This is a genomic window from Achromobacter seleniivolatilans (genome assembly GCF_030864005.1).
Lineage (GTDB): Bacteria > Pseudomonadota > Gammaproteobacteria > Burkholderiales > Burkholderiaceae_B > Achromobacter > Achromobacter seleniivolatilans.
In genome coordinates this window covers 5,462,500-5,484,389 of the sequence record NZ_CP132976.1, presented here as the reverse complement: position 1 = coordinate 5,484,389, position 21,890 = coordinate 5,462,500, and the positions used below count along the sequence as shown (strand labels likewise).

The 21,890-nt window shown below is 63.4% G+C and carries 20 protein-coding genes; 9 read left to right on the top strand and 11 right to left on the bottom strand.

Features of this window, described 5'->3' with window-relative positions; genetic code table 11:
- The first annotated feature begins 44 nt into the window (after positions 1-44).
- Genes RAS12_RS24850 through RAS12_RS24820 form a run of 7 tightly spaced genes read left to right on the top strand, consistent with a single transcriptional unit; the run spans position 45 to position 8,429 of the window.
- The gene (locus RAS12_RS24850) at positions 45-1,127 is read left to right on the top strand and encodes a LuxE/PaaK family acyltransferase (protein ID WP_306942373.1); all 1,083 of its coding nucleotides are present in this window, start codon (positions 45-47) and stop codon (positions 1,125-1,127) included.
- On the top strand, positions 1,124-2,584 hold the full coding sequence (locus RAS12_RS24845) for an acyl-CoA reductase (protein WP_306942371.1): 1,461 nt from the start codon (positions 1,124-1,126) through the stop codon (positions 2,582-2,584). The genes RAS12_RS24850 and RAS12_RS24845 overlap by 4 nt, the downstream gene beginning before the upstream one ends.
- Positions 2,581-3,345, top strand: a complete 765-nt coding sequence (locus RAS12_RS24840) for an ABC transporter ATP-binding protein (RefSeq protein WP_306942370.1) — start codon at positions 2,581-2,583, stop codon at positions 3,343-3,345. The genes RAS12_RS24845 and RAS12_RS24840 overlap by 4 nt, the downstream gene beginning before the upstream one ends.
- On the top strand, positions 3,342-4,106 hold the full coding sequence (locus RAS12_RS24835; RefSeq protein WP_306942367.1) for an ABC transporter permease: 765 nt from the start codon (positions 3,342-3,344) through the stop codon (positions 4,104-4,106). Before RAS12_RS24840 ends, RAS12_RS24835 begins: the two co-directional genes overlap by 4 nt.
- 20 nt (positions 4,107-4,126) lie before the next feature.
- Complete coding sequence (locus tag RAS12_RS24830; protein ID WP_306942366.1) at positions 4,127-5,128, top strand: ABC transporter substrate-binding protein; 1,002 nt, start codon at positions 4,127-4,129, stop codon at positions 5,126-5,128.
- Between the two features lies 1 nt (position 5,129).
- Positions 5,130-5,909, top strand: a complete 780-nt coding sequence (locus tag RAS12_RS24825; protein ID WP_306942364.1) for a 3-oxoacyl-ACP reductase — start codon at positions 5,130-5,132, stop codon at positions 5,907-5,909.
- A gap of 45 nt (positions 5,910-5,954) precedes the next feature.
- Positions 5,955-8,429: a mechanosensitive ion channel family protein gene (locus RAS12_RS24820; protein WP_306942363.1), complete on the top strand. Its 2,475-nt coding sequence runs from the start codon at positions 5,955-5,957 to the stop codon at positions 8,427-8,429.
- Here RAS12_RS24820 and RAS12_RS24815 read toward each other — a convergent pair.
- Positions 8,426-8,896, bottom strand: coding sequence for an Lrp/AsnC family transcriptional regulator (locus tag RAS12_RS24815; RefSeq protein ID WP_306942361.1), 471 nt, complete (start codon positions 8,894-8,896; stop codon positions 8,426-8,428). The genes RAS12_RS24820 and RAS12_RS24815 overlap by 4 nt on opposite strands.
- 191 nt (positions 8,897-9,087) lie before the next feature.
- Here RAS12_RS24815 and RAS12_RS24810 point away from each other — a divergent pair, with 191 nt between their 5' ends.
- Together RAS12_RS24810 and RAS12_RS24805 are read left to right on the top strand one after the other, a co-directional pair.
- A complete protein-coding gene (locus RAS12_RS24810; RefSeq protein ID WP_306942360.1) occupies positions 9,088-9,732 on the top strand; it encodes a LysE family translocator in 645 nt (214 codons plus the stop codon).
- 58 nt (positions 9,733-9,790) lie between these two features.
- The gene (locus RAS12_RS24805) at positions 9,791-10,696 is read left to right on the top strand and encodes an EamA family transporter (protein ID WP_306942358.1); all 906 of its coding nucleotides are present in this window, start codon (positions 9,791-9,793) and stop codon (positions 10,694-10,696) included.
- A 30-nt stretch (positions 10,697-10,726) separates the two neighbouring features.
- Here RAS12_RS24805 and RAS12_RS24800 read toward each other — a convergent pair whose 3' ends face one another.
- The 10 genes from RAS12_RS24800 to RAS12_RS24755 form a co-directional block, all read right to left on the bottom strand.
- Entirely contained in the window at positions 10,727-11,302 is a 576-nt protein-coding gene (locus tag RAS12_RS24800) for a hypothetical protein (RefSeq protein WP_306942357.1), read from the bottom strand.
- Positions 11,303-11,403: 101 nt separating this feature from the next.
- Positions 11,404-12,381, bottom strand: a complete 978-nt coding sequence (locus RAS12_RS24795; protein ID WP_306942356.1) for a Bug family tripartite tricarboxylate transporter substrate binding protein — start codon at positions 12,379-12,381, stop codon at positions 11,404-11,406.
- Between the two features lie 30 nt (positions 12,382-12,411).
- The gene (gene otnI / locus RAS12_RS24790) at positions 12,412-13,197 is read right to left on the bottom strand and encodes a 2-oxo-tetronate isomerase (protein ID WP_306942354.1); all 786 of its coding nucleotides are present in this window, start codon (positions 13,195-13,197) and stop codon (positions 12,412-12,414) included.
- A 141-nt stretch (positions 13,198-13,338) separates the two neighbouring features.
- Positions 13,339-14,280 (bottom strand): hydroxymethylglutaryl-CoA lyase, encoded by a 942-nt coding sequence (locus tag RAS12_RS24785; RefSeq protein WP_306942353.1) that lies wholly within the window; start codon positions 14,278-14,280, stop codon positions 13,339-13,341.
- An 11-nt stretch (positions 14,281-14,291) separates the two neighbouring features.
- Positions 14,292-15,482, bottom strand: coding sequence for a CaiB/BaiF CoA transferase family protein (locus RAS12_RS24780; protein WP_306942351.1), 1,191 nt, complete (start codon positions 15,480-15,482; stop codon positions 14,292-14,294).
- Between the two features lie 10 nt (positions 15,483-15,492).
- Positions 15,493-16,215 (bottom strand): ABC transporter ATP-binding protein, encoded by a 723-nt coding sequence (locus RAS12_RS24775; protein ID WP_306942349.1) that lies wholly within the window; start codon positions 16,213-16,215, stop codon positions 15,493-15,495.
- Between the two features lie 9 nt (positions 16,216-16,224).
- Positions 16,225-17,997 (bottom strand): branched-chain amino acid ABC transporter ATP-binding protein/permease, encoded by a 1,773-nt coding sequence (locus tag RAS12_RS24770; protein ID WP_306942346.1) that lies wholly within the window; start codon positions 17,995-17,997, stop codon positions 16,225-16,227.
- Positions 17,994-18,908, bottom strand: a complete 915-nt coding sequence (locus tag RAS12_RS24765) for a branched-chain amino acid ABC transporter permease (protein ID WP_306942344.1) — start codon at positions 18,906-18,908, stop codon at positions 17,994-17,996. The genes RAS12_RS24770 and RAS12_RS24765 overlap by 4 nt, the downstream gene beginning before the upstream one ends.
- 84 nt (positions 18,909-18,992) lie before the next feature.
- The gene (locus RAS12_RS24760; RefSeq protein WP_306942343.1) at positions 18,993-20,195 is read right to left on the bottom strand and encodes an ABC transporter substrate-binding protein; all 1,203 of its coding nucleotides are present in this window, start codon (positions 20,193-20,195) and stop codon (positions 18,993-18,995) included.
- 42 nt (positions 20,196-20,237) lie between these two features.
- A complete protein-coding gene (locus tag RAS12_RS24755; protein WP_306942341.1) occupies positions 20,238-21,872 on the bottom strand; it encodes a GMC family oxidoreductase in 1,635 nt (544 codons plus the stop codon).
- Positions 21,873-21,890: the final 18 nt, after the last annotated feature.

The following is a 21,890-nucleotide window of genomic DNA, read 5'->3' as shown; positions in this document are numbered from 1 at the left end:
GGGCGGGCTTCGGAGCTTCCCTGCACAGGAATCAACGAACGCCCATGAATAACGTCGCACCGCTGGTCGCGGACCTACTCGAATTCATTGCCCAGGACGGCTGCACCGACGAGCAGTTCGATCAACTTGCCCTGCGGCTTTTCGCTTATCAATATGGGGCCAGCGCCCCTTACCGCAGCTTCTGCCAGCGCCGTGGCGCCACAGTGCGCAATGTGAAGACGTGGAGCGACATTCCCGCCGTGCCTATCGACGCCTTCAAGGCGATGGAGTTGCGCTGCGAGCCGCCCCGGGCTGACGAGCGCGTGTTCATGACCAGCGGCACGACGCGCGCCGATATGCGCGGACGCCACTTCCATCCGCATCTGGCCGTCTACGACCAGTCCATGACCCGCAATTTTGCGGCGCGCGTCATGCAGGGCACGCCGCGACTGCCTATGGGTATTTTGTTCCCAGACGAAGTGGCGATGCCGAATTCGTCGCTGGCCCATTATCTGGCGCTGGCGAAATCTGCCTTTGGCAGCGAAGGCAGCCTTTACTTCATGTCGCCTGAAGGGATCGATCTGGAAGGGTTGTGGCGTCAGCTGGAAGACGCCGAACGCCGGGGCGAGCCCTATGCGTTGCTGGGCGCCAGCTTCAGCTTCGTGCACGTCATCGATGCCTTGCGCAAAGAGGGCCGGTCGTTTCGCCTGCCGCCGGGCAGCCGCATTCTGGATACCGGCGGCTACAAGGGCCAGTCGCGCGAACTGCCGCTGGACACCTTCTACGCGGAACTCTCGGATCTGCTGGGCGTGCCGCGCACGCTCTGCATCAATATGTACGGCATGACCGAACTCAGCACGCAGTTCTACGACGATGGCAACGCTGTCGTTCCGTCGGTTAAATCGGGGCCGCATTGGATTCGCTCGCGCCTGGTCGACCCGGAGACCGGCCGCACGGTGCCAGCGGGCGAGCGCGGTATTTTGGCTCACTGCGACCTGGGCAACTTCAACTCCGTCAACACCATCCTGACCGAAGACGTGGGGCAGCCGGCCGAAGGCGGTTTCCTGCTGCTGGGCCGCGCAGAGGGCGCGCAGGCCAAGGGCTGCTCGCTGGCGGTGGAAGAATTCATCCGGTCGGCCACGCCATGAACGTGATCCGGGTCGAAGCGGGATATTTGCCGGGACTGGCCACGGCCGACGTCCAATGGCAGGTCCTGCCGTTCGAGCAGGATGGCCAGCGCGTTGACGTCGCGGTGCCGGTGTTGACCGCGCCGCAGATGCAGGCGCTTGCCGAACGCGTCAAACAGGCCAGCGCGCAGCACCTGAAAACGATGGCCGTGTCGGAAATCATCGACGTCATCGACCGCGCCATAAGCCGCCTGCTCGATCCGAACGACCCGTACCGGCGGCAGGCCGACGCGCTGCTGCCCATTGTCAGCGGGTACGACGCCGAGATGGTGCGTTTGGGGCTGACGGGTTTCTTCAAGACGTTTCGCGCGCCGCAGCTGCACCGCTTTGTAGCCGAGGATTTCGCCAATCCCAAAGTACTGGACGGCTTTCAGCCTGCCGTGAAGGGTGGCGCCGTGCGCGCCTTTGGCCCCCAACTGCTGGTACACAGCTGGGCCGGAAACGTGCCTGCACTGGCGCTGTGGAGCTTGATCTGCGGGCTGCTGGTCAAGGCTGGCAATATCGGCAAACTGCCCAGCGCCGAACCGCTATTCGCCGGCTGGTTCGCGCGGCTGTTGGTAGAAGTTCATCCGCCGCTGGCCGATTGCCTGGCCGTGGTGTGGTGGCGCGGCGCGGGCGACGGCGATGCAGCGGCGCTGTACGAGCAAGCCGACACGGTGGTGGCCTATGGCGGCAACGATTCACTTGAAGCCATTCAGCGCCGCCTGCCGGTCACAACCCGTTTGCTTGCCCACGGCCATAAGCTGGGGTTCGGCGTCGTAAGCGCGATGGCGCTCGACGCCCAGAAAGCACCCGCACTGGCGCGCCGCGCCGCGTGGGATGTGATGCGTTATGACCAACAGGGCTGCTATTCGCCGCACGTCTTTTACGTGCAACGCGGCGGCCCCGTTTCACCGCGCGATTTCGCTGGCTATCTGGCGGCCGAACTGGCGAATTTGCAGCGGCGCTTTCCCCGGCGCGCGCTGGATTTAGAGGAATCGGCCGCGACGGCAAAGTGGCGGCAGTCGATCGAATGGAAGCTGCCGGCCGATGGCGCCGACGCCCTGATCGGCGACCCCGCCGCACCGTGGTGCGTCGCCTATACCGATACCGCAGAATCCCTGGCGCCAACAGCCTTGCAACGCAACATCGTGGTGGCCGGCGTCGACACGCTGGACCAAATGGTGCCCCTGGTTGCGCGCCGCAGCGAATTTCTGCAAACCGCCGGCGTGGCCGCCACGCCGGAAGAGCTGTACCGCCTGGCCGAGCAACTAGGCGCGGCGGGCGTGACCCGCATCAGCGCCATTGGCTCCATGAGCACGCCGGAAGCGGGCTGGCATCACGATGGCCGCTTCAATCTGCTGGATCTGGTCCGCATGACCGAAATCGAGCAGTCTGCCGAAGCCGCCGCCGACCCGTTCGCACCCTACGAACCATGAGCGCCGGACAGGCCGTGCCTTTTCTGAACATCGAACAGGTGGTCTACACCTACCCCGGCCGGACGCCCATTGTCGACGGCATAGACTGGCGGCTGGACGCAGGTGGCTTTCATTGCCTGGTTGGCCGCAGCGGTTGCGGCAAGACGACGCTGCTCAAGCTGGCTGCGGGCCTGCTGACGCCGCAGTGCGGCCGCATCCGGCTGTGGGACGGCACGCCCGCCGTGCCCGGCCCGCAGCTCGGTTATGTGTTCCAGGCGCCCACGCTGCTGGAATGGCGGCGCGTCATCGACAACGTGCTGCTGCCGGTGTCGCTGCAACGCCGGCCGTCATCCGCCGACCTCCAACACGCAGAAGCGCTGCTGGCGATGCTGGGCCTGTCTGACCACGCGCAGCACTACCCCCGGCAACTATCGGGTGGACAACAGAGCCGGGTGGCGCTGGCGCGTGCGTTGATTCTTGAACCTGCCCTGCTGCTGTTGGACGAGCCCTTTGCCGCGCTTGATGCCATCACGCGTGGAGAGCTGCAAGACGACCTGCTGCGGATGTGCCGTCTGCGCAAGACCACCGTGCTGTTCGTCACGCACGACATCAGCGAAGCGGTCTATCTGGGTGATCGCGTCGCGGTCATGCACCAGGGCCGCATGGTGGCCGATCTGCACGTGGATCTGCCCGCCCCGCGCACGCAAGTCATGCGTCACGGCGCCGCCTTCAATCAATATTGCGCGCAAGTTTTCGGTTTCATGAATGGGGCTCGGCCATGAAACAGATATTGAAATCTCGCGTGCCTGCCCTTGCCCTGTTGGCCGTCCTGATCGCCGCCTGGGAGCTGACCGTGCGGCAGGCGGGTATATCTGCGCTGGTATTGCCTGCTCCCTCCGCCGTGGCCAAGACACTGTGGAACAGCCTGGCCACCGGGTATCTGTGGCCGCACATCGGCGCGACGCTTGCCGAAATGTTGCTAGGGCTGGCGCTGGGCGGCGCGGCCGGATTGGCGATGGGCGTGGCGCTAGCTGAATCGGCTCTGCTGGATCGTGTGCTCAAGCCCTACGTCATCATCAGTCAAGTGGTCCCCAAGCTGGCGTTGGCGCCGCTCTTTGTGCTGTGGTTCGGTTTCGGCATGGCGCCCACGGTCGTCATGACCGCGTTGATCTGCTTTTTCCCCTTGATGGAAAACACGCTGACGAGCTTGCGGCAGGTGGACCCGAACCGCGTGCAACTGTTCCGCATGCTGGGCGCGACTCGCACGCAGACGATGCTGCGCCTGAAATTGCCAGCCGGTCTGCCAGGCATTCTGGCCGGGCTGCGCGTAGCGTTGGTGCTGGCGCTGGTCGGCGCCGTGGTGGGCGAATTCATCGGCGCCAGCCGCGGGCTGGGCGCCGTCATCATCGCTGCGCAAGGCATGATGGACACGCCCCTGATGTTCGCGGCGCTTGCCACCATCGCCGCCATCGGACTGCTGGGCTACCAGGCCACTCTTATGTTGGAGCGGCGCTTGCTGCGCCCTTACGCCGATCATTCATGACCCTCATCAGGACTCTTCCCATGCTCCCGTCCCCTACCCGCCGCGCGCTCTTGTCGGCTGCCGCGAGCCTAGCCGCACTGTCCATGACACCGCTGGCCGCCCGCGCGCAAGCCGCCGCATCCGGCAAGGTCACACTGGCCGGATGGAGCAAACCCATCACCGAAATCACCAACCTGCTGGCCGAACCCGATAAAGGTTTCTTCAAGGCGCAGGGCGTGGAACTGGTCTACCTGCCGGGCGCGGGCGGCGGCGATGCCATCCGCAACATTCTCAGCGGCCAGGCAGACGTGGCCTTCACGGACCCCGGCTCGTTCTTCATGGCCCTGGACAAGGGCGAGAAGCTGCGCGCCATCTACGATATCTATCCGCAGAACGTCTTCAACGTGGTGTCGCTGAAGTCCGCCAACATCACTCGGCCCGCCGATCTGAAGGGCAAGCGCATTGGCGTCTACAGCTTGTCCAGCGGCACGCGCCAGAACCTGCTGGTGATGCTGCATCAGGCGGGCCTGACAGAGGCCGACGTGGAAATCGTCGTCACCGGCGTGCTGAATTTCGCCCCGCTGTTGCAGGGCCAGGTCGACGCAACCGCAGCCACCGATACCGGCCTGCTGGTGGGGCGGCACCGAGGCTTGGGCGAAGTCAACGTCATGAACGTCAGCGACTACCTCAATGTATCCAGCGATCTGTTCGTTGTGCGCGAGGCGGTCTATCAACAAAAGCAGCCGTTGCTGCGGGCGTTCCTGAAGGCGTACCGCGACAGCGCCGCGTGGATGATTGCTCAACCCGAAGAAGCCGCAACGCTGGCGGGCAAGCGCGCCATCGACGGCACGGACCGCGCCATCAATCTGGAAGTGATCCGGCTGCGCAATGCGGCATCGATCGCATCAGGCGGCCAGCCTCTGGGCACGATCAATCTTGATCTGCTGCAAAAGGCCGCCGACGCCTACCGCGAGCTGGGCTTGGTCCAAAGCCGCATCGACGTGGCCGCTGCTGTCGACACCACTCTGCTGCCGGCGTCCTGACATGAACACCGCCCTGAAATTCGCAGGCAAGGTGGTGCTGGTCACCGGCGCCAGCCGTGGCATAGGCGCCGAGATCGCACGCGGCTTTGCTCGCGAAGGCGCGACCGTGGTCGTGAACTACCTGAGCAATGCCGAAGCGGCAAAAGCCGTGGCGGCGCAGTGCCAGGCGGCGGGAGGCGATGCCTGGGCAGTGCCAGCCGATGTCGGCTCGCCGGAGGCTGTGCGCGCCATGGTCGATAGCATCGTGCAGGACGCTGGCCGGCTTGATATCGTGGTCAACAACGCCTTGCGGCATTATGCGTTTGATCCCCGGCAGCGAACCGCGTTTGACGACATAGGCTGGCAGGAATACCAGTCACAGTTCGACGGCGCCGTGGGCGCGGCCTTCAACGTCTGCCGGGCCGCGCTACCGCATTTCAAGCAACGCGCTCAAGGCTGCATCGTCAACATCGCCAGCAACCTGGTCGAGCATCCTGTCGTGCCGTATCACGACTACACCACGGCCAAAGCTGCGCTGGTGGCGTTCAGCCGGAATCTGGCGGCTGAACTGGGCCCCTACGGCATCCGGGTGAATTGTGTTGCGCCCGGTCTGGTCTACCCGACCCAGGCCAGCGGCGGCACTCAGGAGTCATTCCGCGAACAGCTGATTGCCGCCACGCCGCTGCGCCGCATCGCCCGGCCCGAAGATGTTGCGGGTCCGGTGCTGTTCCTGGCGTCTGACTGGAGCGGATTCATGACTGGGCAGGTGCTGTTCGTGGACGGCGGACTGGTGATGCGCTAGAGTGGGTAGCCCACCCGGTTCGCAGCATCCCAACGGAGTCGCGACATGCGCGTCCGAGCACGAGTCTTCTACTGCCTGTTCGGACTGATTCTGGGCCTGCCGGGCCTGGCAAGTGCGCAGACTGCCGCAGCGCCAGCGCCAGCGCCCCCTGCCCCGCCGCCGCCTGCCGTCATCACCATGGCAGACATCCCCTTGCGGGCCGATACCGACGTGCGCTACGCCGAAGGGGTATTGCAGCGTGTGGCGTCAGCCGACCCCGGCGCCGCGCTCACGCCCACGCTGGACGCGATCGCCAAGTCCGCCGACGAGAAACTCTTTGAATTCCAGCCTGCCCAGCTGCGCACTCTGCCCATCATGCGGGTGGAAAGTCTGGAACGGCATTGGCTTTTCGACGCCCACCGCCTGGCGCGCTGGCACACCGATCTACGCCAGGCGACGTCCTGGTACGCGAGCGACGCGGCGGAACTGTACCGCCGCCGCGCCGCCTGGCAGGCGATCAAGGATTCACCCGCCGCCGTCAACCTCCCGCCTGCGCTGGCCGAACGCATCGATGCCGTCCTGGCGCAGTTGAACGCGGCCGGGCAGGCATTGTCCGGCCCATTGTCCCGCCAGGTGGAGCTGGAACAGCGCGCCAATGCCATCGAAGAGCGAATCAAGACCGGCCAGCGCTCGGTGGCCGACGCCATCGACTACATCGACGCCCGCCTGATGCGCGTGGACTCTCCGCCGCTCTGGGCCTTGGGCCAGACGCAGGACACGGGCGAAAACACGATGGCCTTGCTGCGGACCGGGCTGGACATCGAAGTACGCTTTGCGCGTGATTACGGCGCCGCCGACAGCGGCAACCAGCGCGCCCTGCGCGTGCTCCAACTGGTGCTGCTGCCGCTGCTGTTATGGCTGGCCAGAAAGAGCCGCGATGCGATCCGCGCAGGCGTCATGAGCGAGACCGCCGCAGGCGTACTGGGCCGGCCCTTGTCGACCTGGCTGCTGCTGTCGATGCTGGGCGTGCTGGCGCTGGAGCCGGATGCGCCATTAATGGTGCAGCAAGTGGCGCTGGTGCTGGCGGCCGTGCCGGTGCTGCGCTTGCTGCCGCCTTCCGCCCGCCGCCAGATGGACCAGTGGCCCCATGTCATCACCGCCCTGTTCCTGGCCGAACGTCTGGGGTTTCTGTTTCTTGCCAACACCCTGTTCTACCGCATCTCCACCGTTCTGCTGACCGCCGCAGCGCTGGCCGCCATCCTGTGGCTGATGCACCGTGGCCACAAGATGGCGCCGACCGCCTCGACCCGCATGGTGCGCGCCCTGCGAGCCATCGCCTGGGGCGCGGCAGCGCTGCTATGCGCATCATTGGCGTCCAATCTGTTCGGCAACGTGTCGCTGGCGGAAATGCTGACCAGCGCCGTCATTGGCAGCGGTTACTTCGGGCTGGTGCTGTATGCCGGTGTGACCGTCATCATTACGCTGCTGCAACTATTGCTGGCGCGCCAGGGAATTTCGCGCTTCCGGCTGGCGCGCGAACATGCGCCGCCGCTGGTGCAACTGCTGATCCGCCTGCTGACTGCCGCGGCGGCGGTGGGCTGGGCGGTCTACGCCATGGACCGGTTCCGCATTCTGCGCGCCACCTATGCCTTCGTGACCGAGGTGCTTTCCTACACGCTGGCCGTTGGCGAAATCTCGATCAGCCTGGGCAACGTCTTGGTGTTTTTGATCTCGGTCGTCATCGCGTTCTGGACGGCCCGCACGATACGCCTGGTCTTGCACGACGAGGTTCTGACCCGCATGGCGCTCCCGCGCGGCGTGGGCAACAGCATCGCGTCGCTGACCTACTACCTGGTGCTGTTGCTTGGCCTGGGCATCGCGCTTTCCGCCGCGGGCTTTCAGACCAGCCAGCTCACCATTGTGTTCGGCGCCTTGGGCGTAGGCATCGGCTTTGGGCTGCAAGGCGTGGTGAACAATTTCGTGTCGGGGCTGATCCTGATGTTCGAGCGCCCGATTCAGCCCGGAGATGTAGTGGACATCAGCGGCACGTCCGGGCAGGTGCGCGACATCGGCATGCGGGCCACGCGGATCAAGACATTCGAAGGCGCCGACGTGATCGTGCCCAACGGCACGCTGCTGTCTGAAAAACTGACCAACTGGACCATGCTGGACCGCAGCCGGCGCATCGAAATCAGTGTCGGCGTGGCATATGGCTCAGAACCCAGGCAGGTCATCGCGCTGCTCGAAGAGGTTGCGCGCAAGACGCCGGGCATCGAGCCCGATCCCACTCCCGTTGTGTTGTTCATGGGTCTGGGCGCCAGCTCGCTGGATTTCAGCCTTCGCGCCTGGACCACCGATTTTGACCGCTGGATCGATATCCGCAGCGACATCCTGACAAGCATGTACGACACGTTGAGACAGGCCGGCATCGAGATCCCATTCCCGCAAAGCGACCTGCACCTGCGCAGTATTTCCGACGCCGCGGGTGCAACCCTGGCGGCGGGGCAGCAACATCCGCCCCGTTCGCCCACCACCAGTTAAGCCGGCGCAGGCACCGGCACCGTCAGTCCGTTCTTCACCTGGCTCATCACCACCAGCGTGGAGAACCGCTTGACGTTGGGATCACCCCAGAAATAGCGCTGCGCGAAGACCTCGTATTCCGCCATGTCGCGCATCGTCAGAGTCAGCACAAAATCGACCTCGCCTGTCACCGACATGCACTGCATGATCTCAGGCGCGCCCGCCATCGCACGCTTGAAATGGTCGAGCTTGTCGGCACGTTCGCTCTCCAGCGACACCAGCACCACCATCGTGATTCCCCGCCCCACGGCGGCGGGATCGACGATCGACACATCCGCCGTCACCACCTTCGATTCACGCAGGCGCTTCATGCGGCGCAGGCATGAGACAGGAGACAGGTTCACGCGTTCTGCGACGTCCTGGCTGGTTCGCTGGTTGTCTTCCTGCAAGCTTTGCAGGATTTGAAGATCGAAGTCGTCGAGTTCCATGGGTGCCTCGGAACGGGCTGGAATCAGCCAGGAATGGCTGGTTCCAGATTCTAATCTTGCCGCCGGCAGAATCCGGCCCCATTTCGACGGGAAACTTCATCCGCCCCCCTCGGGATGCAGAAAAAAATCAAGCGGCTTGCTTACACTGAGAGCCTTCTCCCGCGCCGCGGGACTGTATGCCGCTTCCTGCAATGCCCTCACTCCAGCTTTTTCTGCTTTTTCTTGCCGCCGACGCGGCCCTTAAGCTTACGCCCGGCCCGGACATGGCGTTGACGCTTTCGCGGGGAATGACCCAGGGTTTCCGGCCCGCCTTTCACAGCGTGCTGGGCAATGTGGCAGCGGGTTTCATCCAGGTGCCGGCGGTGGTGCTGGGCCTGGCATCCGTGCTACAAGCGTTCCCCACGCTGTTTGTCGGCATCAAGGCGGCTGGCGGCCTGTATCTGGGATACCTGGGCATCAAGGCGATGATTCGTTGCGCGCGAGCCGCGGACGTATCGCTCGCAGCCCGCCCCGGCGATGCCCGTGATGCCTTCTGGCAAGGGTTCATGACGAATCTGCTGAACCCCAAAGTGCTGCTGTTCATGATCGCCTTTCTGCCCCAATTCACGACGCCAGAAAACGGCCCGGTATGGATCCAGATGCTGGTGCTGGGCGTCACGATGAAAGCGCTGAGCCTGCCCTACGGCAGCTGCTTTGCCTACGGCGCCTCGCGCATCCGGGGCTGGGTGGGCCGCAACCCGTGGTTCCTGCGGATGCAGCAAGGGTTGCTGGGCGCGGTCATGGCCGGGCTTGCGCTGTATGTGCTTATCTCCACCGCCGCGAATCTGGCGCACTGATCGCCCGGCCGCTTGCTTGAACCCTCCGACTTCACCGCATTGAGCTTCACCCTGCCTTATGACTGCCGCAACACTGAACACCGGGCGCAATGCCTCTGCCTCCAACCTATTACCGATCCTGTCGCTGATCGCGGCGATGGCGTCGCTGTGTGTCGGCACCTCGTTTGCCAAGTCGCTGTTTCCGGAAGTCGGCGCGCAAGGCACGACCGCCTATCGCATTGTCATCGGCGCCATCATTTTGCTGGCGTTCTGGCGTCCGTGGCGTTTTCCGCTGACGGCGCGCAATGCCGCCAAGATTGCCTTGTACGGCGTCACGCTGGGCTGCATGAACCTGCTGTTCTACTTGGCGCTGCGCACGCTGCCCCTGGGCATCGCGATCGCCATTGAATTTACCGGCCCGTTAACGATCGCCGTAGTGCTGTCACGCCGCGCTATCGACTTTGTTTGGATCGCCTGTGCAATGGCCGGGCTGCTGCTGCTGATCCCCACGGGCCAGTCCATCCATGACCTGGACCCGGTGGGCATCGGCTACGCCATGGCCGCCGCCGTCTGCTGGGCGCTCTACATTATTTTCGGCAAGATGGCCGGCAACGTTCATGGCGGACAGGCAACGTCACTGGGGCTGGTGGCGGCAACCCTGGTGGTCCTGCCGGTGGGAGCTGCCCACGCAGGCATGGCCTTGCTGGACCCCAAGCTGATTCTGGCAGGCATTGCGGTCGGCATTCTGTCGAGTGCCCTGCCCTATTCGCTGGAAATGGTGGCGTTGCGCCGTTTGCCGCAAAAGACCTTCGGCGTGCTGCTCAGCATGGAACCCGCCATGGGCGCGCTGGCAGGCGTGGTTGTGCTGAACGAGCATTTGACGCAAACACAGTGGCTGGCCATCTGCGGCATCATCGTCGCGTCGGCAGGTTGCGCGGCCACGGCGCAGCGCCGCAACAAAGCGCCCGTGCCCGCGCCAGACTGACGCGGGCACGGGCGGCGCGCCTGGCAGCGATCAGCCAAACTCGGGCTCTCGCTGAGGCGGCGACAAGGGATCGAAATCTTCCCAGCGGTTATTGCGCCAGTGGCCATTGGCGTGCTCCACATCCGCGCCGCCGGCATCCCGCAGAATGCGGCAGGCCAGCATTTCACGCTGCGGGCGCGTACGCACCGCCACCATCACCCCCGCCTGCCTGACCTCGGCATGGGCGTCGGGATTGAAGTGGCCGTGCTGCTTGCTGCCATGGCCCGTCACCCACAACGCGCCGAATAGCGAACCCAGGTACGCGCCCACGCCGGCCGCGGCCAGCATCAGCGCTGTGGACTCACTGATTTCAGACATCACAAACCCGGCCAGCACCGCGAACACGGCGCCCACTGCGCCTGCGCCCAAATAGGCGCCCCGTTCAGCCGGTCCCGCGTCTGCGTCCGACCGGCGATCTCCGCCCCAGGCGTAACGGCCATGCACGCCAGGCGGATTGACATAAAAGGTGTTGATATCCCATTCGGGAAAACCGCTGACGGCCAAGCGCTGGGCGGCTTCTTTTGCGGCGTCAAAGCCCTCGAATCGGGCAGCGATGATCAGAGACATGACAATCTCCTGCGCCCGGAGATCCAGGCAGGATTGACATCACTCCATATTACGCCCGCGCCACGCGAACAGCGGGGCGGTTACACAGCGCCCCGCCGCCATCAATCCGCCAGGATGCCCTTGTGACGTATCACTGCACCCCAGCGGGTGTACTCCTCGCGCACATATACCGCAAACTCCTTTGGCGTACCCCCCATGGGTTCCATCCCTTGCAGCGTCAACTGCCGGACGACATCCGGCGAACGCAGCGCATCAGCAATGGCCTGGCTGAGTTTGGCGACGATAGGCGCGGGTGTGCCAGCCGGCGCCACGACGCCCTGCCATGCCGCGGCCTCAAACGTATGACCGCCCGCTTCGGCAAACGTCGGCACATCTGGCAGTTGCGCTGACCGCGCCGCCGCAGGCACGGCAATGGCGCGAAGCTTGCCCGCTTGAATCAAGGGACGGGCGGCGGCCAGGTCCGCCATCATCATGGGCACCACACCCGACGCAACGTCCTGCAAGGCAGGTGGCGTGCCTTTGTAGGGAATGGCGGTGGCCTTGCCCTGGATCGTTTCCAGGAACAGTTCCATCGCCAGGTGATGCGGGCTGCCTACGCCCAAGGACGCATAACTGCTCTGTTTACCGCTACGCAAATACGCCATGACATCGGCCAGGTTGCGCATATCGGATTCCGATGCCACCACCAGCACGATAGGCAATGACACCAGCGATGAAACCGGCATGAAGTTGCGGCCCGGATCATAGGGCAAATCTTTGTACAGCCAGGGATTCAACGCCAGCGTGCTCATGCCCGCCGTCAATAAGGTGTAGCCGTCCGGCGCCGCTCTGGCCGTTTCTTGCGCCGCAACAATCGTGGCGGCGCCCGGGCGGTTCTCCACCACCACGGTCTGACCCAACGTGTTGCCCACATGCTTGGCGACGATGCGGGTCGCAATGTCGCTGCCGCCGCCCGCGCTGAAAGGCACCAGCCAGCGTATCGGATGATCGGGATACTCCGCCGACGCAGTGGCCGAAAACGCAGTAACACCTATCAGCACCATCGCCGCCCAAGTGCGATGGAACAGGCTTTTTCTCATGGTTTGGTCTCCCGGAATTTCAAATACCCGTCATGCCCGGGCAGCGGTCAACCACCGCAGTCCGGCAGAGGTCGAGCCTGCCGGCCGGTATTCGCATCCGATCCAGCCGGTGTAGTTCAGTTCACGCAGTTCGCGAAACACCCAGCCGTAATCCAGTTCGCCACGGTCGGGTTCCTGACGCAGCGGCACGCCGGCAATCTGCAAATGCCCGACACGGCCGGTGGGCAAGTATTGCCGCAACTTCATCGAGACATCGCCCTCGACGATCTGGCAGTGATACAGGTCCATCTGCACCTTGAGGTTCGGCGCATTGACGGCTTGCACGATGGCGTGAGCATCGTCTTGCCGGTTCAGAAAATAACCGGGGATGTCTCGCGTATTGATGGGTTCGATCAGCACGGTGACGCCGGCCGAGCGCGCCTGGCGCGCGGCCCAGTCCAGGTTCTCGTAGTAGCAGTCCAGCAAAGACTCGCGTGTCACGTCGGCAGGCGTCACACCCGCCATGACATGCACGTTGGCGCAGGACAGCGCCGTCGCATAGGACAGCGCCTGCTCGATGCCCGCCTGAAACTCCGCCTGCCGGCCGGGTAGCGCAGCCAAGCCGCGCTCCCCCTTGCTGGTGACGCCGGGCGGCGCATTGAACAACACCTGCGACACGCCTGCGGCATCCATGCGTTCGCGCACGAAGGTGGCCGGCTCTTCGTAGGGGAACATACATTCCACGCCAACGTAGCCGTCGGCGGCCGCGGCTGCATAGCGATCCAGGAACCTGTGTTCCTGATACATCATGGACAAGTTGGCAGCGAATTTCAGCATGACGGGGGCTCCGAAGCGGGCGGCATGCCGGAAACTTAGCACACCCGCCAGGGCCCTCGCGATGCGTGTATCCCCGTCCGTCAGATCGGTAAGACGTCCGGCCTATGCCCCGCCGTCACTCATCCGCTGAAAGCGCCGGCATCAGCCGTTGAAATCAGGTGCCGGATGCAAGGTCAGACGCGGGCCTGCTTTCAGGATCTGACTGGGAATGTCGTGACCCACCAGCGCGGGCAGCGTCGCGGCAATGCCCAGAATACGCGTCAGGTCCACGCCGGTGTCGTAGCCCATCAGCTCCAGCATGTGCACCAGATCTTCCGTGCAGACATTGCCGCTGGCGCCCGGTGCGTAGGGGCAACCGCCCAGTCCGCCCAGCGACGCATCAAAGCGGTCGATGCCGGCCGCGATAGCCGTCAGCGTATTGGCCAGCGCCATGCCGCGCGTGTTGTGAAAGTGCATGGTCGCCGTCAGCGCGGGAAACAATTTGCGGACGTCGCGGCCGATCTTCTCCACCTGAGTGGGATAGGCCATCCCTGTGGTGTCGCACAGCGTCACGCCGTCCACACCCAGCGCCGCAAAACGGCCCACCAGTTCCAGCACTTCGAAAGCGTTGATGTCGCCTTCCATCGGGCAGCCAAATACGGTGGACAGGGACACGTTGATCGCCACCCGGCTGCCGCGCACCGCGCTGATCACGTCGCTCAGTTGCTCGAACGACTGTTCGCGCGTCATGCGCAGATTGGCCCGGTTGTGGGTCTCGCTGACCGACATCACCAGGTTGACCTCGTCTACCTTGCACTCCAGCGCCCGCTGCGCACCGCGCACGTTGGGCACCAGCGCCGTGTAGATCACGTCAGGATTGCGCTCGATCTCGTGCATGACGATCTCGGCGTCACGCAAAGCGGGAATGGCCTTGGGCGAGGTAAAAGACGTGGCCTCGATCTTGGCAAACCCGCTTTGCGACAGCTGGTTGATGAAGTTGATCTTGTCCTGGGTCTCGATGAACTGCTTTTCGTTCTGAAAGCCGTCGCGGGGCGAGACGTCCTGGATGTACAGCTTCTTTCGGCTTGGGGTCGATTCGCTCATGGTCTGGTCCTTCAGATAATGCCGCGCGCACGCCAGTCGGCGCGTTGCGCATCGCCGATACCCAGGCCGCCCAGCACCTCATCGGTGTCCTGCCCCAAGGCAGGCGCCGCGCTGCGGACTTCTCCCGGCGTTTCGGACAGCTTGGGCACAATGCCCGGCAATTTGATCGGCGTGCCGTCCGGCAAGGCGCCGTCCAGAATCATGCCGCGCGCCTGGTAATGCGGATCGGAGGCAATATCCGCAACGTCGTATATTTTTCCGGCGGGAATCTGGCCGTCATTCAGACGGCTCAACACCACATCCAGCGGATGCTGGCCGGTCCATTGCGAAATCGCATCGTCCAGCATGACTACATGCTTTACGCGGCCGGCGTTGTTCGCCAGATCAGGGGATGCCGCCAGATCCGGGCGGCCTATCACCCCCATCAGGCGCTTGAAGATGCTGTCGCCGTTGCCGGCGATCAGCACGTATTTGTTGTCCTGGCAGCGGTAGGCGTTGCTGGGCGCAATACCAGGCAGACTGCTGCCGGCCGGCTGGCGCACTTCGCCGAACACGGCGTATTCCGGCAGCAGGCTTTCCATCATGTTGAATACCGACTCATACAGCGCCACGTCGATCATCTGGCCCTGGCCGTTCTGATCACGCGCGCGCAGCGCCAGCAGGATGCCGATCACCCCATGCAGGGCCGACAGGGAATCCCCGATGGAAATACCCACGCGTACAGGCGTGCGGTCCGGCTCGCCGCTCAAATGGCGCAAGCCGCCCATGGCCTCGCCGATCGCGCCAAAACCCGGCAAGTCCCGATACGGTCCCGTCTGGCCATAACCCGACACCCGCAGCATCACCAGCCGCGGGTTGATGGCCCGCAGCTCGTCCCAGCCCAGCCCCCAGCCTTCCATCGTGCCCGGCTTGAAATTCTCAACGACTACGTCGATATCTTTGACCAGCGCGCGGATCAGCTCTTGCGCTTCCGGCTGGCGCAAGTCGAGGCTGACCGACTTCTTGTTGCGCGACTGCACCTGCCACCACACGGACGTACCGTCATGGATCAGGCGCCAGTTGCGCAAGGGATCGCCCTTTCCGGGCGGTTCAATCTTGATGACCTCGGCGCCGAATTCGCCCAGCATCTTGGCGGCGAACGGCCCGGCGATCAGCTGGCCCAACTCCAGCACACGGATTCCGCTCAATGGTTTGGATGACATGGTTGCCTCGTCAGCTCTTGTGTTTGCCCAGATAGGCCTCGCGCACGCGCTCGCTGGCCAACAACTCCTGGCCGGTGCCCTCCATCACGATGGAGCCCACTTCCAGGACGTACGCGCGGTCTGAAATCGCCAGCGCCTGATTCGCCATTTGTTCAACCAGCAAAATCGTCATGCCGCGTTCTTTCAGCGACTTGATGATTTTGAAGATCTCGGCCACGATCAGCGGCGCCAGGCCCAACGACGGTTCGTCCAGCATCAGAATGCGCGGCTTGCTCATCAGCGCGCGGCAGATCGCCAGCATCTGCTGTTCGCCGCCAGACAAGGTGCCTGCATATTGGTCACGGCGCTCTTTCAAGCGCGGGAACATCGCAAAGCAGCTGTCAATCTCTGGCGCGAGTTCAGCCGGCGATTCCTTGCGCAGAAAAGCGCCCAGCATCAGGTTGTCGAACACCGTCTGGTCCGGAAACACCTGACGCCCTTCGGGCACATGCGCAATGCCCAGCCCGACGCGTTTATGGGCGCTGACGGCAGTTAAATCCTGCCCGCCAAAAGCAATGGAACCCGTTGACTTCTCGATGCCCGACAGCGCGCGCATCATCGTGCTCTTGCCCGCGCCATTGCCCCCGATAATCGTCACGATCTCGTTGGTATCCACGTGCAGCGACACCTGCTTTAACGCATTGACGGCGCCATAGTTCACCGCCAGGTTCTTGATATCCAGTAATCGGCTCATTGTGGTCTCCTATGCGGGCGCGCCCAGGTAGGCTTCGATCACTTTCGGATTCTCCTGGATGTGGTTGGGCAGGCCAGACGCAATCTTCACGCCATAGTCCAGCACAACAATGTGGTCCGAAATCGCCATGACCAGATCCATGTGATGCTCGATCAGCAGAATCGTCAGGCCCATGCCCTTTAACTTCACGATCAAGTCAGTCAACTGATCGGTCTCGGCCGGGTTCAAGCCGGCCGCCGGCTCATCCAGCAGCAGCAGATCAGGCATGGCGGCCACCGCGCGGGCAATTTCCAGGCGGCGCTGCAAACCATAGGGCAGGCTGTTGGCGGCGTCGTCCGCGTAGCGATCCAGTTCAAAGAATTTCAGAATGGCAAAGGCCTGCTCGCGCATGCGCCGCTCTTCAGCCAGGCTGCTTGGCAGACCCAGCAAGTTCGCGAAAAACCCCGACTTCTGCACGCGGTAAAAACCAACCATCACGTTTTCAAGCGCGGACAAGCCGTCAAACAGCTTCAGGTTCTGGAAGGTGCGGCCAATGCCGGATGCGGCGATCTCGTTGGCTGACAACCCGACCATCTGCTTGTTCTTGAAGCGGATACTGCCCGCGTCCGGAATGACCAGCCCAGACAGCAGATTCAATGTCGTGGTCTTGCCCGCGCCATTCGGGCCGATCAGCGACACAATCGAACCCTGCGCCAGTGAAAACGACACTTTGTTGGTCGGAATCACACCACCGAAAGCCTTGTACAGATCTTTGACTTCCAGGAACTCCGGCGCCGCGCGGCCCGCAGCAGCTGCTGGCGCGCGCTCTGGCGTCCAGACGGCAGCGCCTGCGCTGCGAGCCAGCGCGTCACGCTTGCCGCGCTTGGGCAGCACTTTGCGCAACAAACCTGCCAAGCCTTCCGGCATGGCGTACAGCGCGAACAACAGGATCAGGCCATAAGCGAAATGCTGCACTTCCGGCCAGCGCGCCAACATCGCGTCCAGCACCGTCAGCACTACTGCGCCCAGGAACGAGCCCACCGGCGTGCGTCCGCCAAACAGCACCAGCACCAGGAAGAACACCGACAGGTTGAAGTTGACGAAGTCGGAGTTGATGTACTGGTTCTGCTGCGCCACCAGACCGCCTGCAATGCCGCAGGTAATGGCGCTGATGGCAAACGCCAGAATCTTGAAGCGGTAGACGCTGATGCCCACGCTTTCGGCGGCGATCTCGGACGTGCGAACCGCCGCAAAACCGCGGCCAAAGCGGCCATTCAGCAACAAGGATGTCATGGCATGCAGCGCAAGACCCAACAGCACCACCACGACCACCCACTGACGGCTGTCCAGCGTGGCGCCGTTGAATGTCAGGCCAGTAATGCCGTAGAAGCCCTCTTGGCCCTTGAACACATCGGTCCATTCGGACACGATTTTTTCGATCAGCAGGCCGAAGGCGATAGTCACCATGGCCAGACTCGGACCCTTCACCTTCAAGGCAGGAATCGCGATTGCCACACCGAAGACGGCAGACACGCCCGCCGCGCATAACAGCGCCAACCACGGGTTGACCTGATAGTTCACCGTCAGCAGCGCCACGGTGTAGGCGCCCACGCCAAACAGGCCGGCGTGGCCCAGCGACTTCTGCCCGGTCTGGCCGACCAGGATATTGAAGCCGGTGGCAGCAATGTAATAGACCCCGATGTTGAACAGGATCAACAGGTAGAAATCGTTCAATCCTGAATAGGCAAAACCCACGGCCAGGACGGCGATGACAACCGGAATGAGGAGTTTGGACAGGTTCATACTTTCTCCGCGTGCACACGGCCGAGAATGCCCGCCGGGCGGAAGTACAGCACGACGATAATCAGCCCGAACACGGCGATTTCACGCAGGTTCGAATACCAAAGGCCAATCAGCGATTCCAGCAGTCCGATCAGGAAACCGCCGAAGATGCAGCCGCGAGGGTTTTCCAGGCCGCCCAGAATGGCGGCGGAAAACGCCTTGAGCGATAGCAACGTACCCACGAAGACCGATGCAGTCGCAATCGGCGCGATCATCACGCCGGCAATTGCCGCCAGCGCCGAGCTGATGACAAACACGGCAATGGCCACCGCGTTCGCATTGATGCCCATCAAGCTGGCCGTGGACTTGGAGAACGCCACCGCCCGCACTGCCTTGCCCATCTTGGTCTTGTGCAAGGCCCAGTCGAACACGATCATCAAGACCAGCGTGGTGCAGAACACCAGGATCTCTTGCGGGCGCACGCCCGTGCCGAAGATCGTGATGATGCCTTCGCCCAGCGGCGAGGCCACCGCGATCGGCGCCGGGCCCCAGATCAGCAGCGCCAGGTTCTGGATGATGATGCCAAAACCAATCGTGCTCATCACCCAGGACAATCCCGCCTCGCCCACAAAGTGCTTGATGGCCGTGACGTAGAGCACGAATCCCAGCAGACTGAGCACCAGCATGGCGGCCAGCAGCGCGAACAGGAAGGTTCCCCAAGTCACGTCTTCCGGACTGGGAAAACCGATCAGCTTGCCTTGGGTGACCAGCAAGATCGCGCTGATGCCGATCAAACTGGCCAGGGCCAGGAACGCGCCCTGGCCGAAGTTGAACGTCTTGGTCGTGGTGTAGGTAATGCTGAACCCGAACGCGACCAGGGCATAGACACTGCCCATGGCCAATCCACTCAATATGGCTTGTAGTATTTGCATGCTGGGGGCCCCTTGTGGCGCATCCCCCGGCGCGCCGCGACGCCCCGGGGGAGAGATCCTTGACTGTGCTGCTGTGTGCCGTGCTTACAGCTTCAGATCGTCCGGCGTGATCTTGCGGGTGACGTCATCGTCCACCGACACGACCTTGCCGTCGATCCACCGCACCAGCCGGAAATCCTTGACCGACAGCGCTTCATGGTTGTCCGCCGAGAACGGCTGCTGGTAGTTCTTGATCACGCCCTGGGCCTGCGACAGCTGCTGCAAGGCCGCCTGCACCGCTGCGCCATCCGTCGATTTGGCCTGCTCCATCGCGGCCGCGATCAGCTTGACCGAGTCATACGCTTGCGCAGCCATCACATAGGTGGGCACGCGGCCGTCGCGCTTCATCAGCGTGTCGTACAGCGTTTTGGACTGCGGCGAGGAATCTTCCGTGATCGACGCGGTGAAGATCATCTTCTTGGCCAGCTCCGGGCCTGCAATACGCAGGAACGGCGAGCTCAGGTTGGCCCAGGAAGCCAGCGTGGTCGGGAAATAATTGATCTTCTCCAGGCTGCGCATGACGTGCGCGTTGGAGTCGGCCAGCGCGTAGACAATCAGCGTGTCCGCGCCCGAGGCCTTGATCTTGTTCAGCTGCGAGCTCATGTCCGTGTCCTTGGGACCGAACTTCTCGTTGGCAACCGGCGTGATCTTATGCAGCGCCAGGATTTCCAGCGCGTCCTTTGCGCCTTGCTGGCCGTAGCCCGTGGTGTCGGCAATGATCGCCACCTTGCCCGATTGGCTGGAGCGCGCCGCGTAGGCCGCCAGCAGCGCGATCTGGTCGCGGTCGCGCATCGACACGCGGAACACATAGTTCGGCGGCGTCTTGGCGTAACGGTTCGTGATGTCGGTAGCCGTTGCCACCGGCGAAATCGTGGGGATCTTTTTCTGCTGAACGATATGCAGCCACGCCAGCATATTGCCGGAGTTCACGCCGCCCAGCATGGCATTGACTTTAACGTTGTCGACCAGCTCATTGGTGTTCTGGATGGCCTTGGGCGGTGCGCCCACATCATCGCGTTCAACGATGACGACCTTCTTGCCCAGCACGCCGCCTGCGGCGTTCAAGTCATCCGCGGCCTGGCGCGCGCCGGCCAGTGCGGAAATGCCAAAGTCTGCCGAGCCGGTGGCCGACATATCGCTGTTGAAACCGATCTTGATGTCGTCAGCGATCGCGGCGCCGCTGGCGCCCAATAGCGCTGCCGACAGCAACAAGGCTTGAATCTTCTTGGGGAAATGCTTGGTATACACGTTGTCTCCTAGCGGATCACTCAAGTGATCGCGTGTGGTTATTCAGGATTGCTTGATCAGGTCGGCGGCTTTATTACCGATCATCATGGTGGCCGCGCAGATATTGGCCGAAGGCATGGACGGCATCACCGACGAATCGATCACCCGCAAGTTCTGCACACCGTGTACGCGCAACTGCGCATCGACCACGGCGTATTTGTCGCCGGCCTGGCCCATGCGGGCCGTACCGTTGACGTGATAGGACGACACGCCGTAGCGGCGCGCGAAATCCAGCAGCTCGGAATCGGATTCGCACAACGGGCCGGGCAGCGCTTCGCGATCAAAGAACGGCGCCAGCGCCTGCGATTGCAGCAGGCGGCGCGCCAGGCGTATGCCGCGCACCAGCGTGATCTGGTCGCGCTCGTTTTCCAGATAGTTGGCCAGGATGACGGGGTCTTGCAGCGGATCGGCAGAGCGGATACGCACCTGTCCGCGGCTTTCGGGGCGGTGCTGCCACACGCCAGCAGTCATGCCGGGAAAATCGTCCAGCAGGCCCACATACCCTTCCTTGTAGCTGGCGGGTGTGAACACGCCTTGCAGGTCCGGCGCAGTCAGCTCGGGCGTGGACTTCCAGAAGTAATGCAGCAGCGACGGACTCAGCGCCATGATGCTGGGGCGCTTCATCAGCCAGCGGCTGATCTGCCCCGCCAAGCTCAGTCCTTTGACCAGTTCGTTCATGGTCTGACTGTTCTTGACTCGCGCCACGATGCGCACGGAGTAGTGATCGCTCAGGTTCTCACCCACGCCAGGCAGGTCGCGGACCACTTCGATATTGTGCGCGCGCAGCAGGTCTGCCGGCCCCAGGCCAGACAGCTGCAACAGTTTGGGCGTATTGATGGCGCCGCAAGCCACGATGACCTCGCGGCGTGCCAGCACTGAGCGGGTGCGCGCCGGATGCGCGGGGTGGCAATAGGCCACGCCCACCGCGCGGGTGCCATCGAACAGGACGCGGGTGGCCTGCGCATAGGTGCGCACGTCCAGAGTCTTGCGCGCCATCGCGGGCTTCAGGAAGCACTTGGCGGTGCTCATGCGCCAGCCACGGTCGATCGTGCGCTGAAAGTAGCCCACGCCCGCCTGATCAGCGCCGTTGTAATCGGGATTGCGCGGAATGCCCTGCTCCACCGCGCCAGCGATAAAGGCTTCGCACAGCGGATGTATCCAGTCGATATCGGTCACGGGCAGCTCGCCCTGGCGACCGCGGTAGCGGTCGTCTCCGCCCACGCGCCGTTCCATCGACTTGAAGTACGGCAGCACGTCTTCATAGGCCCAGCCCGGATTGCCCAGACTGGCCCAGTGATCAAAGTCGGCCGCCTGGCCCCGGTTGTAGACCAGGCCATTGATGGAGGTTGACCCGCCCAGCGTGCGGCCCTGCGGAATCGGGATGCGGCGGCCGTTGGTCTGCGCCGTGCCTTCGCTTGAATACTGCCAGGCGTATTTCTTGTTGAACACCGCCTTGATGAAACCTGCCGGAATGTGCAGATATGGGCTGTTGTCAGGCGGCCCCGCTTCCAGCACGCATACGGTCGCGCCGTCAGCGGTCAGGCGGTTCGCCAGAATGGACCCGGCCGCGCCGGAACCCACAATCACATAATCGAACGTGTCGGCATCCTGCAGGGATGCTTGCGGTGCTTGGTTCATGGCTGGAATCCGAAGGGC